A 16,794-nucleotide genomic window follows, 5' to 3' on the forward strand; every position below is an offset into this window, starting at 1 on the left:
GATAACCCTTTGTAGGAGCGAGCTTGCTCGCGATGGACTTAAGGACGCTGCTTTTGTTCAGACTGACCTCGTCATCGTTGACGTCCATCGCGAGCAAGCTCGCTCCTACACAAGGGAGTTGTGGATAACTCAGCCCTTCTTGATCTTCTCCGGCCGCTTCCAGCCATCGATGTTCTTCTGGCGAGCGCGCCCAATCGCCAACTGGGACTTATCCACAGTCGAGGTAATGGTCGAACCGGCCGCTGTGGTAGCACCGGACTGGATATCCACAGGCGCTACCAACGAGTTGTTGGAACCAATGAACACATCCTCGCCCAACACGGTTTTCCACTTGTTGGCGCCGTCGTAGTTGCAGGTGATGGTGCCGGCACCGATGTTGGTGCGCGCGCCCACTTCGGCATCGCCCAGGTAAGTCAGGTGACCGGCCTTGGCGCCTTCGCCGAGGTGGGCGTTTTTCAGCTCGACGAAGTTACCCACATGCGCGCGGGCTTCGAGCACTGTACCTGGACGCAGACGAGCGAACGGACCGGCATCGCTGGCTTCACCCAGAATGGCACCTTCGATATGGCTGTTGGCCTTGATGACCACGCCTTTGCGCAGGGTACTGTCCTTGATCACGCAGTTCGGGCCGATTACCACGTCATCCTCAATGACGACCTTGCCTTCGAGAATCACGTTGATGTCGATGAGTACGTCGCGCCCGACCGTGACTTCACCACGAATGTCAAAACGAGCCGGATCGCGCAGCGTCACACCTTGAGCCATCAAACGGCGACCGGCGCGCAATTGATAATGCCGCTCCAGTTCGGAAAGCTGCTTGCGGTCGTTGGCGCCCTGCACTTCCATGGCGTCGTGCGGTTGCTCGGTGGCCACCACCAGACCATCGCTCACTGCCATAGCAATGATGTCAGTCAGGTAGTACTCACCCTGGGCGTTGTTGTTGGAGAGACGGCTCATCCAGTCGCCAAGGCGGGCAAAAGGCAGCGCCAGAATGCCGGTATTGCCTTCGGTGATCTGGCGTTCGGCGTCATTGGCATCTTTCTGTTCGACGATGGCCGCAACCTTGCCAGCGGCATCACGAACAATACGGCCGTAACCGGTCGGGTCATCCAGTTCGACGGTCAGCAAGCCCAACTGCTGCGGCCCCACCTGCTTGAGCAGGCGCTGCAGGGTTTCGACTTCGATCAACGGCACATCGCCGTAGAGCACCAGCACGGTGTCGGACTGAATGAACGGCACTGCCTGAGCAACGGCGTGACCGGTGCCCAGCTGTTTATCCTGCAGGACGAAGTTCAGGTCATCCGCCGCCAGGCGTTCGCGTACGGCATCGGCGCCATGGCCGATCACCACATGAATGCGCTGTGGATCAAGTTGCCGGGCGCTGTGGATAACATGACCGAGCATGGAGTTGCCGGCAATCGGGTGCAAAACTTTCGGCAAAGCAGAACGCATACGCGTGCCTTGGCCAGCAGCGAGAATAACGATTTCGAGAGACATGACTGGCTACCAATCCTGGGTGGTCAGCGGCTGCGACCGGGTTGTAAAAATCGGAAAAGAAAAAAGGGTAGCCGAGGCTACCCTTTTTAATCAATCACACAACAAGAGCGGCCTTAGTGGCCGAACTTTTTGCGGATCTGCTGGACGGTGCGCAGCTGAGCTGCAGCCTCGGCCAGACGTGCGGCAGCAGAACCGTAATCGAATTCCGCGCCTCGCTCATGCAGGGCTTTCTCGGCAGCCTTAACGGCTTCCAAAGCTGCGGCTTCGTCCAGGTCGGCAGCACGTTGCACGGTGTCGGCAAGAACCTTGACCATGTTCGGCTGAACCTCGAGGAAACCACCGGAGATGTAATACACCTCCTCTTCCCCGCCCTGCTTGACCAGGCGGATCGGACCTGGCTTCAGATTAGTGATCAGCGGCGCGTGACCCAGGGCGATACCAAGATCACCCAGTGCACCGTGCGCAATCACCATCTCGACCAGACCGGAAAAGATTTCTCCTTCCGCGCTGACGATATCGCAATGGACTGTCATAGCCATCTGATTGCCTCAACCTAAATTAGCGCCCGTTGCCGGGCGCCGGGATTACAGTTTCTTGGCTTTCTCGATCGCTTCTTCGATGCCGCCAACCATGTAGAACGCTTGTTCTGGCAGGTGGTCGTAGTCACCGTTGAGGATGCCTTTGAAGCCAGCAATGGTGTCTTTCAGGGAAACGTATTTACCCGATGCACCGGTGAAGACTTCAGCCACGAAGAACGGCTGCGACAAGAAACGCTGGATCTTACGAGCACGGTTTACCAACTGCTTGTCGGCTTCCGACAGCTCGTCCATACCCAGGATCGCAATGATGTCCTTCAGTTCTTTGTAACGCTGCAGCACGTACTGAACACCGCGAGCGGTTTCGTAGTGGTCGTTGCCGATCACGTTCGGGTCCAGCTGACGCGAAGTCGAGTCCAGTGGGTCTACCGCCGGGTAGATACCCAGGGAAGCGATGTCACGGGACAGAACGACGGTGGCGTCCAAGTGAGCAAACGTGGTCGCTGGCGACGGGTCAGTCAAGTCGTCCGCTGGTACGTATACGGCCTGGATCGAAGTAATCGAACCTTGCTTGGTCGAAGTGATGCGCTCTTGCAGCACGCCCATCTCTTCAGCCAGGGTCGGCTGGTAACCTACTGCCGAAGGCATACGGCCCAGCAGTGCGGATACTTCGGTACCCGCCAGGGTGTAACGATAGATGTTGTCGACGAACAGCAGAACGTCGTTACCTTCGTCACGGAACTTCTCGGCCATGGTCAGGCCAGTCAGGGCTACGCGCAGACGGTTTCCCGGCGGCTCGTTCATCTGACCGTAAACCAGTGCCACTTTGTCCAGAACGTTGGAGTCCTTCATCTCGTGGTAGAAGTCGTTACCCTCACGAGTACGCTCACCCACACCGGCGAACACGGAATAACCGCTGTGCTCGATGGCGATGTTACGGATCAGTTCCATCATGTTTACGGTTTTGCCTACACCGGCACCACCGAACAGACCGACTTTACCGCCCTTGGCGAACGGGCAAACCAGGTCGATAACCTTGATGCCGGTTTCCAGCAGGTCGTTGCCGCCCGCTTGTTCAGCGAAGGATGGCGCAGGACGGTGAATGCCCCAGCGCTCTTCGGTGTCGATTGGACCAGCTTCGTCAATCGGGTTGCCCAGTACGTCCATGATCCGGCCCAGGGTCGCTTTACCGACCGGTACGGAGATGGCAGCGCCAGAGTCGACAACGTCCAGACCGCGCTTCAAGCCTTCGGTGGAACCCATCGCAATGGTACGAACTACGCCGTCGCCCAGCTGTTGCTGAACTTCCAGGGTAGTGTCCGCGCCTTGTACTTTCAGCGCGTTGTAGATGCTCGGTACGCTGTCGCGTGGAAATTCCACGTCGATAACGGCGCCGATGATTTGAACGATACGTCCGCTACTCATAGCTGGATCCTCTGAATATTTGAACCGTTAAACCGCGGCAGCGCCGCCGACGATTTCCGAGATCTCTTGGGTGATCGCAGCCTGACGCGCCTTGTTGTAGACCAGCTGCAAATCGCTGATCAAATCACCGGCGTTGTCGGTAGCGTTCTTCATCGCGATCATCCGCGCAGCTTGCTCAGCCGCGTTGTTCTCGACCACCGCCTGGTAGACCTGCGACTCCACGTAACGGACCATCAAGCCGTCGAGCAGCTCCTTGGCATCCGGTTCGTAGAGATAGTCCCAGTGGTGCTTGAGTTCTTGATCCGGGGTTGCCACCAGTGGAATCAACTGCTCCACGGTAGGCTGTTGTGTCATGGTGTTGATGAACTTGTTGGACACCACGGACAGGCGGTCAATACGGCCGTCCAGGTAGGCATCCAGCATCACCTTGACGCTGCCGATCAGATCATTGATCGACGGCTCTTCACCCAGGTGGCTGATAGCTGCAACGACGTTACCGCCGAAGTTGCGGAAGAAAGCCGCACCCTTGCTACCAACTACACACAGATCGATCTCGACGCCGTTTTCGCGGTTTACCGCCATGTCCTTGACCAAAGCCTTGAACAGGTTGGTGTTCAAGCCACCACACAGACCACGGTCACTGCTCACTACGACATAACCGACGCGCTTTACTTCACGGTCGATCATGAACGGGTGGCGATATTCCGGGTTAGCGTTGGCCAGATGGCCAATAACCTGGCGGATGCGCTCCGCATAAGGACGGCTAGCAGCCATGCGCATTTGTGCCTTGCGCATTTTGCTGACCGCCACTTTTTCCATGGCGCTGGTAATCTTTTGCGTGCTTTTGATGCTCGCAATCTTACTGCGAATCTCTTTTGCGCCTGCCATGTAACACCTATCAGGTTAGCAAGCGGGAGCCTTGCGACTCCCGCTGCGGCTTACCAGGTTTGGGTGGCCTTGAACTTCTCGATACCGGCTTTCAGGCCGCCATCGATTTCGTCATTGAAGTCACCCTTCACGTTGATCTTCGCCATCAATTCGGCGTGATCGCGGTTGAAGTAAGCAATCAGCGCTTGCTCGAAGCTGCCGACTTTGGTGATTTCAACGTCAGTCAGGAACCCACGCTCAGCGGCATACAGCGACAGCGACATGTCGGCGATCGACATTGGCGCGTATTGCTTCTGCTTCATCAGCTCGGTAACGCGCTGACCATGCTCAAGTTGCTTACGGGTCGCTTCGTCCAGGTCAGAAGCGAACTGGGCGAATGCCGCCAGTTCACGGTACTGAGCCAGAGCGGTACGGATACCACCGGACAGCTTCTTGATGATCTTGGTCTGAGCGGCACCACCCACACGGGATACCGAAACACCGGCGTTCACAGCAGGACGGATGCCCGAGTTGAACATGGCCGATTCCAGGAAGATCTGACCGTCGGTGATGGAAATCACGTTGGTCGGAACGAACGCGGAAACGTCGCCAGCCTGGGTTTCGATGATCGGCAGTGCGGTCAGGGAACCGGTTTTGCCGGTCACTGCGCCGTTGGTGAACTTCTCTACGTACTCTTCCGAAACGCGGGATGCGCGCTCCAGCAGGCGGGAGTGGAGATAGAACACGTCGCCTGGGTAAGCTTCACGGCCTGGTGGACGGCGCAGCAGCAGGGAGATCTGGCGGTAAGCCACTGCCTGCTTGGACAGATCGTCATAAACGATCAGCGCGTCTTCACCGCGGTCGCGGAAGAATTCACCCATGGTGCAACCGGCGTACGGTGCCAGGTATTGCAGCGCAGGAGATTCCGAAGCACTGGCAGCCACGATGATCGTGTTTTTCAGTGCGCCGTTTTCTTCCAGCTTGCGAACCACGTTGGCGATGGTCGATTGCTTCTGACCGATGGCTACGTAGACGCAGAAAATGCCGCTGTCTTTCTGGTTGATGATCGCGTCGATCGCCAGAGCGGTTTTACCGATCTGACGGTCACCGATGATCAGCTCACGCTGGCCACGGCCGACAGGGATCATGGCATCGACAGCCTTGTAGCCAGTCTGTACAGGCTGGTCTACCGACTTACGCCAGATCACGCCTGGAGCAACTTTCTCGACCGCGTCGGTCTGGGTGTTGTTCAGCGGACCTTTGCCGTCAACCGGGTTACCCAGTGCATCGACTACGCGACCCAGCAGTTCCTTACCAACCGGAACTTCCAGGATACGGCCGGTGCACTTGGCGCTCATGCCTTCAGCCAGAGACTGGTATGCGCCCAAAATAACGGCACCTACGGAGTCTTGCTCCAGGTTGAGGGCCATACCGTAGACGCCGCCCGGAAACTCGATCATCTCGCCGGACATAACGTCGGCCAGACCGTGAATCCGCACGATGCCGTCAGATACGCTGACGACAGTGCCTTCGTTACGGGCTTGGGAGGTCACATCGAGATTGTCGATGCGGCCCTTGATAATTTCACTTATTTCGGAAGGATTGAGTTGCTGCATTGCTCTGCTGCCCCTTCAAACTCAAGATTTCAATGCTTCGGCAAGTTTCGCGATTTTGCCGCGAATCGAGCCATCGATAACCAGGTCGCCGGCGCGGATGACAACACCCCCAATAAGGGATGAATCTTCCTCGACTTGCAGGCGCACTTCCCGGTTGAGTCGTGCACTGAGAACCTTGGCGAGTTTGTCTTGCTGTTCTTGGTTCAATGCGAAAGCACTGGTCACTTCTACGTCTACCGATTTCTCTTGCTCGGCCTTGTACAGGTCGAACAGAGCGGCGATCTCCGGCAGAAGCAGGAGGCGCTCGTTTTCGGCAACAACGTGGATGAAATTCTGTGCCTTGGCATCGAACTTGTCGCCGCACACGTCAATGAACGTGGCGGCCTTTTCTGCGCTCGTCAGTCGCGGGGCCTTGAGCACGCTCTGCATGGTGTCGTCTTCCGACACCGCTGCAGCCAGGCCGAGCATGGCTGACCAATTGGCCAGTTGCTGGTGGGCCTGAGCGTGCTCGAAGGCCGCCTTAGCGTAAGGTCGGGCCAACGTGGTCAGTTCTGCCATGATCGCCCTCGCTTAGATTTCAGCAGCCAGTTGGTTAACCAGCTCTGCGTGCGCGTTTTGATCGATTGCCTTGCCCAGGATCTTCGAAGCACCGCCAACGGCCAGGCTACCCACTTGGGCGCGCAGCGCGTCTTTGACGCTGTTCAGTTCCTGTTCGATCTCGGCCTGAGCCTGAGCCTTCACACGGTCAGCTTCGACGCGAGCCTGTTCACGGGCTTCGTCGACAATCTGGGTACCGCGTTTCTTGGCTTGCTCGATGATTTCAGCTGCCTGAGCTTTCGCTTCGCGCAGTTGCTGACCCGCTTTCTCTTGGGCCAACTCCAGGTCGCGAGCTGCTCGGCTGGCAGCGTCCAGACCATCAGCGATCTTCTTTTGACGTTCGTGCAGTGCCGTGATGACCGGAGGCCATACGAACTTCATGCAGAACAGTACAAAAATCAGGAACGCAACGGACTGGCCAATCAGGGTCGCATTAATGTTCACGCCAACACCTCGCAGTTACGTTGTCCATCACACCAAATTACCCGGAAGATCCGAGTAATTAGCCAGCGATTTGACCAACGAACGGGTTCGCAAAGGTGAAGAACAGAGCGATACCAACACCGATCATGGTTACGGCGTCGAGCAGACCGGCAACGATGAACATTTTAACTTGCAGCATTGGAACCATTTCTGGCTGACGCGCTGCGCCTTCCAGGAACTTGCCGCCCAGCAGGCCGAAACCAATTGCGGTACCCAGTGCGCCCAGGCCGATCAACAGTGCAACAGCGATAGCGGTTAGACCAACTACAGTTTCCATCTTTCCTCCCGACTTTTACGTCGTATGGTTTAGGTTTTTTTAATTTAAAGCGGTAAAACAAATCGTTTCAGAGGCCCCGTTAAGAGCCCCCTCCCGTTTAACGGGGAGGGACATCAGACTAGTCGAAACTGGTCTTAATGGTTTTCTTCGTGTGCCATCGACAGGTAGACGATGGTCAGCATCATGAAGATGAACGCCTGCAGGGTGATGATCAGGATGTGGAACACAGCCCACGCCCACTGCAGAACAACGCCCAGGCCGCTGAGCCAGAGCAGACCGCTGCCGAACATCACAGCAATCAGAATGAAGACCAGCTCACCGGCATACATGTTGCCGAACAGACGCAGAGCCAGGGAGATCGGCTTGGCGATCAGGGTCACGAATTCCAGCAGGAAGTTCACCGGGATCAGCAGGGCTTGAACGAAGATGTTCTTGCTGCCGAACGGGTGCAGGGTCAGCTCGCCGATGAAGCCGCCGAGGCCCTTGATCTTGATGCTGTAGAAAATGATCAGCGCGAACACCGTGAAGGCCATGGCCAGGGTAGCGTTCGGGTCGGTGGTCGACACGGCGCGGAACGGGATGTGGTGGTCGCCGGAGATCAGGATGGCCAGCTGAGGAATCCAGTCGACCGGTACCAGGTCGACGGCGTTCATCAGGAACACCCAGACGAAGATGGTCAGTGCCAGCGGTGCAATCACCGGGCTACGGCCATGGAAGCTGTCTTTCACGCTGCCATCGACGAATTCGACCAAAACTTCAACGAAGTTCTGCAAAGCACCTGGCTGACCGGAAGTCGCTTTCTTGGCCGCCATGCGGAAAAGAAGAACGAAGATCAGACCCAATGCGATCGACCAGCCGAGAGTATCGACGTGGAAAGCCCAGAAGCCCATTTCCTTGGCTTCTGCTGCGGTGTGGGCAAAGCCCCAGCCGCCGGTAGGGTGCTGACCGAAGGTCAGGTTCTGCAAGTGGTGCTGGATATAGCCCGAAGCGGTTGTTTCTGCCATGGTTGCCTCAAACGCCCTAAGGTCTCGAAAGTCTTGTTCTCATCAGCAGGGGAGCGAACCAGCTGACCAGTTGGGTCAGCACGAAGACGCCGAATACAGCTAGCGGCGCCAATGGCTTCACACCTGCGAACGTCAATGCAAAAAGCACCGCCGTCAAAATCAGTTTGCCCGCCTCGCCGGCATAAAATGACCGGACGATGGCTTGAGCTGCCCGGGCGCCGGAAAACCGAAATGCCCTGTGAGCGAAATAAACATTGGGAAGCAAGGCTATCAGGCCTCCGCAAAGTCCCGAGTACCCGGCAACGACTCCATACCGTTGCCAGAGCGCCAAAGCGGCAATGAGCAGAACGACAAATTGAGCCATTAACACCGGAAAAACTGCCAGGCGATGGAATGGCAAGCGGTTTGGCGTGCGGGTTTCCATCACTTTTACTCTCCAATGGCCGGCTGCCGAAATTCAATAACTTGGCATAATTTGTGCCGACAAAATGCGCGCAGAGTATAGGGGCGGTTCGGCCCCTATTCAACTGTCAGGTAGTGATTTCCGATTGCGCGCTACATGAGGAAATGTTTCAGCGAATATGTGCGAGTACACCTTGTAGTTCATCCAGGGAGTTATATCCAATCACTAACTGCCCTTTACCCTTCTTACCGTGGCGAATCTGCACCGCAGAGCCTAGGCGCTCGGCCAGGCGCTGTTCGAGACGGGCGATATCCGGGTCTGGTTTTGCCGGTTCGACAGGCTCCGGTTTGCCACTCAACCACTGGCGGACGAGTGCCTCGGTTTGGCGCACGGTCAGCCCGCGTGCGACAACATGTCGCGCCCCTTCAACCTGTTGATTGTCCGGCAAACCGAGCAAAGCACGGGCATGACCCATTTCCAGGTCGCCGTGGGACAACATGGTCTTGATGACTTCCGGCAAGGAAATCAGGCGCAGCAGGTTGGCCACGGTCACCCGGGACTTGCCCACGGCTTCTGCAACCTGTTGCTGGGTCAGCTGGAATTCCTGCTGCAAGCGCTGCAGGGCTACCGCTTCTTCAATCGGATTCAGGTCTTCGCGCTGGATGTTCTCGATCAGGGCGATGGCGATCGCGGTTTCATCGGGTACGTCGCGCACCATCGCCGGGATGGTTTCCTTCCCGGCTTGCTGGCTGGCGCGCCAGCGGCGTTCACCGGCAATGATTTCAAAACGGCCGCTGCCGATCGGGCGAACCACGATGGGCTGCATGACGCCCTGGGCCTTGATCGACTGCGCCAGCTCCTCGAGCGCCTGTGGGTCCATGTCACGTCGCGGCTGGTATTTGCCGCGCTGGAGCAGATCCAGGGGAAGGTGTTGCAGCTCACGCTGATCGGCTTGCGCCGCTTGTTCTTCCAGCGAGCTGACAGTCGGACCACTCAACAGAGCATCCAGTCCACGTCCGAGACCTCGTTTCTTGACGGCCATGGGGATTCCTTAAGTTGCCTGAGCTGCGGCGATGCGTGAGTTTTTTCGTTGACGACGAACCATTTCGCCCGCCAATGCCAGATAGGCAACGGCGCCTCGCGATGCTTTGTCGTACGCCAGCGCCGGCATGCCGTAGCTTGGTGCTTCGGCCAGACGGATGTTGCGCGGAATGACGGTGTCGTAGAGCTGCTCGCCGAAGTGTTCCTTGAGCTGCGCCGAGACATCGTTCATCAGGCTCAGGCGCGGGTCGTACATCGTACGCAACAGGCCTTCGACCTTGAGGTTCGGGTTCAGCAGTTCAGCGATACGCTTGATGTTATCCACAAGGTCGCTCAAGCCTTCGAGTGCGAAGTACTCGCACTGCATGGGGATAATTACCCCGTCGGCGGCAACCAGTGCATTGAGGGTCAGCATCGACAGCGACGGCGGGCAGTCGATCAGGATGTAATCGTAGTTTTCCCGGATCGGCGCCAGCGCGCTGCGCAGACGGCTTTCCTTCATCTGCATTTCCAGCAGCACCACTTCGGCCGCGGTGAGGTCGCGGTTGGCCGGCAACAACTGGTAACCACCGTGTTCAGAGAAGTGCATGGCCTGGGCCAGATCACATTCGCCGATCAGCAGGTCGTAGACCGAGTTTTCCAGGCCATGTTTATCCACACCGCTACCCATGGTGGCGTTGCCCTGTGGATCAAGGTCGATCAACAGCACCCGGCGCTTGGTCGCGACCAGGGATGCTGCGAGGTTGATGCAGGTGGTGGTTTTACCCACGCCACCCTTTTGGTTCGCTATCGCGAATACCTTAGCCATTCTTGCTTGTGTTCCCAATCATGCCGTGCGGCGCAGTATCAGCAGATGGCGTTGGCCTTGGCAACCAGGTACGGCCAGGGCGTGTTCGCTATCGAGGTGGTAGTCTGCCGGCAATGCTACCAGCTCATCGGCCGGATGAACGCCCTTCATTGCCAGCCAGCGTGTTTCGTTATCGCCGAGGTGGCGAGTCCAGTTGCTGAAGTTTTCCATGCTGCTGAACGCACGGGAAATGATCCCGTTGAATGGCTGGGCAGGCTGGAACGCTTCGACGCGACTGTGGATAACTTGCAGGTTATCCAGTTTGAGTTCGAGTTTGACCTGAGTCAGAAAGCGGGTTTTCTTGCCGTTGCTATCCAGGCATGTCACCTGGGAATCTGGAAACAGGATGGCCAGCGGGATGCCAGGCATGCCGCCGCCGCTGCCGACGTCGAGCCAGCGTCCGTTTTCGATGAATGACATCACGCTCAGACTGTCGAGCAGATGACGGGACACCATTTCGTCCGGATCACGCACGGCGGTGAGGTTGTAAGCCTTGTTCCATTTGATCAACAGGGCCAGATAACCCAGCAATTGCGCGTGCTGGGCTTCTGTCAGCGTGACGCCAAGCTGGCGGGCACCTGTGGATAACTCTTCTGCATGTTGCGAAGTGACCAACGAACTCAAGCGCTTTGCTCCAACTGACGGCCCGCGCCGCGTTTTTTCAAATGAATCATCAACAGCGAAATGGCTGCCGGCGTTACGCCCGGGATACGCGAGGCCTGGCCCAAAGTCTCTGGACGGGTCGCACCGAGCTTGCTCTGGATCTCTTTGGAGAGACCGGAAATATTCGTGTAATCGATATCCACAGGCAGTTTGGTGTCCTCGCTGGCTCGCAAGCGGGCGATTTCGTCCTGTTGACGATCGATGTAACCGGCGTACTTGGTCTTGATCTCGACCTGCTCGGCAACCTGTGGATCTTCTGCCCCGCCACCGGTCACTTCGATCAGACCAGCGTAGTCGATTTCCGGACGGCTCAAGAGATTGAGCAGGTTGTATTCGTGAGTCAGCGGCGTGCCGAATTTTTCGGAGATGGCATCGCCTTGTTCTGTACCTGGGCGAACCCAGGTGCTTTTCAGACGCTGCTCTTCCAGTTCGATGCTTTCGCGTTTTTTGCAGAAAGCCGCCCAGCGCACGTCATCCACCAGGCCCAGTTCGCGGCCTTTTTCGGTCAGGCGCAGGTCGGCGTTGTCTTCACGCAGGATCAGACGGTATTCGGCACGGGACGTGAACATCCGGTACGGCTCTTGGGTACCGAGGGTAATCAGGTCGTCGACCAATACGCCGATGTAGGCCTCGTCGCGACGCGGGCACCAGGCTTCTTTGCCCTGTGCACGCAGTGCAGCGTTGGTTCCGGCCAGCAGACCCTGGGCACCGGCTTCTTCGTAACCGGTGGTGCCGTTGATTTGCCCGGCGAAGAACAGGCCGCCGATGACTTTGGTTTCCAGACTGTACTTCAGGTCACGCGGGTCGAAGTAGTCGTACTCGATGGCGTAGCCCGGTCGCACGATGTGTGCGTTTTCCATGCCGCGAATCGATTGCACGATCTGCAGTTGCACGTCGAACGGCAGGGATGTGGATATCCCGTTCGGATACAGCTCGTTTGTCGTCAGGCCTTCCGGTTCGATGAAGACCTGGTGGCTTTGCTTGTCGGCAAAGCGATGGATCTTGTCTTCGATTGACGGGCAGTAACGCGGGCCGATGCCTTCGATCTCACCGGCAGCGGAATACATCGGCGAACGGTCGAGGTTCGCGGCGATGATTTCGTGGGTGCGCGCATTCGTGTGGGTAATCCAGCAACTGACCTGCTGTGGATGCTGTTCCTTGTTGCCCATGAACGACATCACCGGGATCGGCGTATCGCCCGGTTGTTCGGTCATCACCGAGAAATCCACAGACCGGCTGTCGATACGCGGCGGAGTACCGGTTTTCAAACGACCCACACGCAATGGCAGCTCACGCAGACGGTGAGCCAGAGCTATCGATGGTGGATCACCGGCGCGACCGCCAGAAAAATTCTGCAAACCGATGTGGATAAGTCCACCGAGGAACGTGCCGGTGGTCAACACCACCGAATCCGCGAGGAACCGCAGGCCCATTTGGGTGACAACACCACGGACTTGTTCCTGCTCGACGATCAGATCGTCTGCAGCCTGTTGAAATATCCACAGGTTCGGCTGGTTTTCCAGGATTTCGCGGACAGCGGCCTTGTACAGAACCCGGTCTGCCTGTGCGCGGGTTGCTCGCACAGCGGGGCCTTTACGGCTGTTCAACACGCGAAACTGGATACCGCCTTTATCGGTAGCGATGGCCATCGCGCCACCGAGGGCGTCGATTTCCTTGACCAGGTGGCTTTTGCCGATCCCGCCAATGGCCGGGTTGCAACTCATGGCACCGAGGGTTTCCACGTTATGCGTCAGCAACAGGGTTTTAACCCCCATACGTGCTGAGGCCAGTGCTGCCTCGGTACCGGCATGACCGCCGCCGATGACGATCACTTCAAAACGGGAAGGGAAATCCACCACGCACCTCGTGCCTGCTTAAGTAGGTAATTCAGGAATAGTTTGAGCTCAGGTTTTCGGACCTGGTCGACAAGTATAGGGACTTCGCCCTTCCTAAAGAACCCTTTGCACAAAATTTAACCAGCTGTGGAAAAGTCGGAGTTATAGAAATTAAAAAGAGAGAAATTTATTAAATCTTTGTTTTTATGTTTATTTCTATGCACATGCCTTTCTGTGGATAGATTAACACAGCCCTTTATTTTCAATGTGTACAGAGATTCAAAACCCTGTGTTCATGTGCCAATGAGGCCCTTGGATAACCGGTGTAAGCCTGTGGATGAAAGGGGCTGTTATCCACAGAGGCGGTTATGTTCAGTTTTCGGGCCCTGTTATCAACTGACCTTAGCGGTGGTTATTCACAGGGCTTAATCCACAGAAAAGCCCCATTTGCGCGAAATTCAGGTGCAGGAATTCCGCTCAGGCAGACAAAGTCCGCCCAGCACTGGAAGGTTTATTCAGAAAAGGAGGGAGCAGACAGGCGCGAATGGCCTGTCTGTGAACAACTGGAGGGCTACTTGCCGATGCAGAAGCTGGAGAAAATCCGCCCCAACAGATCGTCAGAGCTGAAGGCGCCGGTGATTTCTCCCAGGGATTGCTGAGCCTGGCGCAAATCCTCGGCCAACAATTCGCCAGCACCAGCCAGGGTCAATTGGGCGCGACCATGTTCGAGAGCGGCACTGGCATGACCTAGCGCCTCCAAGTGTCGCCGGCGAGCACTGAAACTGCTTTCGGACGTTTGTTCGTAGCCCATGCAGGCCTTCAGGTGATCGCGCAGCAGCTCCAGGCCGACACCACCGGACTTGGCGCTCAGGCTGATGGTGACGTGGCCATCGTCGCTGACCTCCAGGGCAATGGCTTCGCCCGTAAGGTCGGCCTTATTGCGGATCAGGGTCACTTTCGCGGGATCTGGACGGATTTCGAGAAATTCCGGCCAGAGTGCGAACGGATCGAGGGCTTCCGGTGCCGTGGCGTCGACCACCAGCAGCACCCGATCCGCTTCGCCGATGGCTTTCAAGGCTCGCTCGACGCCGATTTTTTCCACATGGTCATCGGTATCGCGCAGACCGGCGGTATCCACCACGTGCAGCGGCATGCCATCGATGTGGATATGTTCCCGAAGCACATCCCGGGTGGTGCCGGCGATTTCGGTCACGATCGCCGCCTCACGCCCGGCCAGTGCATTGAGCAGGCTGGATTTACCGGCATTCGGACGACCGGCAATGACCACGGTCATACCGTCTCGCAGCAAGGCGCCCTGCCCGGCTTCGCGCATGACGGTGGATAACTCGTCGCGCACTTTGTCGAGCATGCTCAGGACGTGGCCATCGGCGAGGAAGTCGATTTCCTCTTCCGGGAAGTCGATGGCCGCTTCGACATAGATTCGAAGGCCGATCAGTTGCTCGGTGAGGTTATGCACACGTGATGAAAAAGCCCCCTGCAGGGAGCGCAATGCGTTTCGCGCAGCCTGGGTGGAACTGGCTTCAATCAGGTCGGCAATCGCCTCGGCCTGAGCAAGGTCCAGTTTGTCATTGAGGAAGGCGCGCTCACTGAATTCCCCCGGTCGGGCGAGACGGCAACCCAGTTCCAGGCAGCGCTTGAGCAACATATCCAGAACGATCGGGCCGCCATGACCCTGGAGTTCCAGCACATCTTCGCCGGTGAACGAGTTTGGCCCTGGAAAATACAGGGCGATGCCCTGGTCCAGCACCTCGTCGTTTTCACTGAGAAACGGGCCATAGTGGGCAAATCGCGGCTTGAGCTCGCGACCACTGAAGGCCTTGGCTGCAACGCTGGCCAACGGCCCGGAAATACGCACGATGCCTACACCACCGCGACCTTGAGCGGTGGCGACGGCGGCGATGGTTTCACGAGGAACGCTCATAAACCGGTATCCAGACAAAAGTGACAGATAGCAAAACGCCCCACTAGGGGGCGTTTTGAGTGGTTATCCACAGTGTAAATCAGGCAGCTGCTTTGGTAGCCGCTTCGATCTTACGAGTGATGTACCACTGTTGGGCGATCGACAGGCAGTTGTTCACTACCCAGTACAGCACCAGACCCGCCGGGAACCACAGGAAGAAGAAGGTGAAGATGATTGGCATCAGCTTCATGACCTTGGCCTGCATCGGATCCGGTGGAGTCGGGTTCAACTGCTGCTGGATGAACATGGTTGCACCCATGATGATCGGCAGAATGAAGAACGGATCCTTGATCGACAGGTCGGTAATCCACAGCATGAACGGCGCCTGACGCATCTCGACGCTTTCCAGCAGAACCCAGTACAGCGAGAGGAAAACCGGCATCTGCACGAGGATTGGCAAGCAACCACCCAGCGGATTGATCTTCTCTTTCTTGTACAGCTCCATCATGGCTTGCGACATTTTCTGCCGGTCATCGCCATGTTGCTCTTTCAGCGCAGCCAGTTTCGGTGCCACTGCACGCATGCGCGCCATGGATTTGTAGCTGGCAGCCGACAGCGGGAAGAAGATCCCTTTGATCAGCATGGTCAGGAAGATGATCGACCAGCCCCAGTTACCCACAATGGCGTGGATGTGTTGCAGCAACCAGAAGATCGGTTGGGCGATAAACCACAGAATGCCGTAGTCGACCGTCAGTTCCAGACCTGGGGATAACTGTTTCAGCACGGCCTGGCTTTTCGGACCGGCGTACAGAACAGCGCTGGTCTCGGCCTTGGCACCTGGCGCAACACTCATCGATGGGCCGGTGTAGCCGATGATGTAGTTGCCTTTGCTGTCTTTACGGGTCTGGACGACGTTGTTTTCGCCCTTGGCCGGAATCCATGCGGTCACGAAGTAGTGCTGCAACCAGGCAACCCAACCGCCGGTGACGGTTTCTTTGAGCGGTGCCTTGTCCATGTCCTTCATGGACACTTTCTTGTACGGCTCCGAACTTGTCCACAGGGCAGCGCCCAGGTAAGTCGCGGTGCCGGTAGCCGTGGTCGACGAAGGATCGGCGCTGGAGTCACGCTTCAACTGGGCGAACATCGCACCAGTCCAGGGCTGGGCGCTCTGGTTGTCGATCAGGTAGGAAACGGTTACGTCGTACAGGCCGCGTTTCAGGGTGAAACGCTTGATGTAGTTGACGCCGTCCTTGCTGAACTTCAGGTCCACGACCAATTGGTCCTGACCGTCAGCCAGTTGAAAAACCTTCTTCTCCGCGGAGTAAACCGGGCGACCGGCCGGACTGGCATCCGGACCGTTGCTGCCGATCAGGCCACTTTGCGCCAGATAAGTACGTTCGCCGCCGTTATCGAACAGCTGGAACGGAATTTCCGGGTGATCCTGACGACGCGGATACAGCGGCAGGGTCAGTTGGGCAACATCGCCACCTTGTGGGTCGATAGCCAGGTCCAGTACATCCGTTTTGATCTGGATGAGGTCCTTGCTCACAGCTACCGGCGTTTCGGCAGGTGCGCTGGTGTCGCTTGCAGCACGTGGAATGTCGTCACTGGCGGAAGCGTTGGAGCCAGAAGCCGTATCCGGCAGGCCCGATGCAGTCGTATTGGTGGCAACATTCTGAGTCGGCAGGGCAGCCTGGCCATAGTCCTGGTTCCATTTAAGAACCATAACGTAGGACACGATTGCCAGGGCGACGATCAGGATCGTGCGTTTGATATCCATGA

Annotated in this window: 16 protein-coding genes; all 16 read right to left on the minus strand. The window is 57.2% G+C overall.

The features are described 5' to 3' along the window. Positions 1-129: 129 nt before the first annotated feature. Positions 130-1,497, minus strand: coding sequence for a bifunctional UDP-N-acetylglucosamine diphosphorylase/glucosamine-1-phosphate N-acetyltransferase GlmU (gene glmU, locus ACCD00_RS06390; RefSeq protein WP_413422940.1), 1,368 nt, complete (start codon positions 1,495-1,497; stop codon positions 130-132). A gap of 113 nt (positions 1,498-1,610) precedes the next feature. Then, on the minus strand, positions 1,611-2,036 hold the full coding sequence (locus ACCD00_RS06395; RefSeq protein WP_007985046.1) for a F0F1 ATP synthase subunit epsilon: 426 nt from the start codon (positions 2,034-2,036) through the stop codon (positions 1,611-1,613). A gap of 45 nt (positions 2,037-2,081) precedes the next feature. Then, a complete protein-coding gene (gene atpD, locus ACCD00_RS06400) occupies positions 2,082-3,458 on the minus strand; it encodes a F0F1 ATP synthase subunit beta (protein WP_008018365.1) in 1,377 nt (458 codons plus the stop codon). A gap of 27 nt (positions 3,459-3,485) precedes the next feature. Further along, complete coding sequence (gene atpG / locus ACCD00_RS06405; protein WP_007934344.1) at positions 3,486-4,346, minus strand: F0F1 ATP synthase subunit gamma; 861 nt, start codon at positions 4,344-4,346, stop codon at positions 3,486-3,488. 50 nt (positions 4,347-4,396) lie between these two features. Beyond that, positions 4,397-5,941 (minus strand): F0F1 ATP synthase subunit alpha, encoded by a 1,545-nt coding sequence (gene atpA, locus ACCD00_RS06410; protein WP_413422942.1) that lies wholly within the window; start codon positions 5,939-5,941, stop codon positions 4,397-4,399. Between the two features lie 21 nt (positions 5,942-5,962). Then, positions 5,963-6,499, minus strand: a complete 537-nt coding sequence (locus ACCD00_RS06415) for a F0F1 ATP synthase subunit delta (RefSeq protein WP_008018367.1) — start codon at positions 6,497-6,499, stop codon at positions 5,963-5,965. Positions 6,500-6,511: 12 nt separating this feature from the next. Continuing rightward, a complete protein-coding gene (locus ACCD00_RS06420; RefSeq protein ID WP_007969903.1) occupies positions 6,512-6,982 on the minus strand; it encodes a F0F1 ATP synthase subunit B in 471 nt (156 codons plus the stop codon). Between the two features lie 58 nt (positions 6,983-7,040). After that, positions 7,041-7,298, minus strand: coding sequence for a F0F1 ATP synthase subunit C (atpE, locus tag ACCD00_RS06425; protein ID WP_003097235.1), 258 nt, complete (start codon positions 7,296-7,298; stop codon positions 7,041-7,043). Between the two features lie 134 nt (positions 7,299-7,432). Continuing rightward, complete coding sequence (gene atpB / locus ACCD00_RS06430) at positions 7,433-8,302, minus strand: F0F1 ATP synthase subunit A (RefSeq protein ID WP_008018368.1); 870 nt, start codon at positions 8,300-8,302, stop codon at positions 7,433-7,435. Between the two features lie 16 nt (positions 8,303-8,318). Continuing rightward, entirely contained in the window at positions 8,319-8,726 is a 408-nt protein-coding gene (locus ACCD00_RS06435; protein WP_007985054.1) for a F0F1 ATP synthase subunit I, read from the minus strand. Positions 8,727-8,874: 148 nt separating this feature from the next. Next, positions 8,875-9,747, minus strand: a complete 873-nt coding sequence (locus tag ACCD00_RS06440) for a ParB/RepB/Spo0J family partition protein (RefSeq protein ID WP_057397318.1) — start codon at positions 9,745-9,747, stop codon at positions 8,875-8,877. Between the two features lie 9 nt (positions 9,748-9,756). Next, positions 9,757-10,554 (minus strand): ParA family protein, encoded by a 798-nt coding sequence (locus tag ACCD00_RS06445; protein WP_007969897.1) that lies wholly within the window; start codon positions 10,552-10,554, stop codon positions 9,757-9,759. Positions 10,555-10,572: 18 nt separating this feature from the next. Then, the gene (rsmG, locus tag ACCD00_RS06450; protein ID WP_413422945.1) at positions 10,573-11,217 is read right to left on the minus strand and encodes a 16S rRNA (guanine(527)-N(7))-methyltransferase RsmG; all 645 of its coding nucleotides are present in this window, start codon (positions 11,215-11,217) and stop codon (positions 10,573-10,575) included. Next, positions 11,214-13,112, minus strand: a complete 1,899-nt coding sequence (gene mnmG / locus ACCD00_RS06455) for a tRNA uridine-5-carboxymethylaminomethyl(34) synthesis enzyme MnmG (RefSeq protein ID WP_413422947.1) — start codon at positions 13,110-13,112, stop codon at positions 11,214-11,216. Before mnmG ends, rsmG begins: the two co-directional genes overlap by 4 nt. Positions 13,113-13,662: 550 nt before the next feature. Next, positions 13,663-15,033 carry a tRNA uridine-5-carboxymethylaminomethyl(34) synthesis GTPase MnmE gene (mnmE, locus tag ACCD00_RS06460; protein ID WP_413422949.1) on the minus strand — a complete coding sequence of 457 codons (1,371 nt, stop codon included), beginning with the start codon at positions 15,031-15,033 and terminating at the stop codon, positions 13,663-13,665. A gap of 79 nt (positions 15,034-15,112) precedes the next feature. Continuing rightward, positions 15,113-16,792 carry a membrane protein insertase YidC gene (gene yidC / locus ACCD00_RS06465; protein ID WP_413422951.1) on the minus strand — a complete coding sequence of 560 codons (1,680 nt, stop codon included), beginning with the start codon at positions 16,790-16,792 and terminating at the stop codon, positions 15,113-15,115. Positions 16,793-16,794 lie beyond the last annotated feature (2 nt).

The sequence above is a fragment of the Pseudomonas sp. Pseusp3 genome, from assembly GCF_047304225.1.
Classification (GTDB): domain Bacteria; phylum Pseudomonadota; class Gammaproteobacteria; order Pseudomonadales; family Pseudomonadaceae; genus Aquipseudomonas; species Aquipseudomonas fluorescens_CD.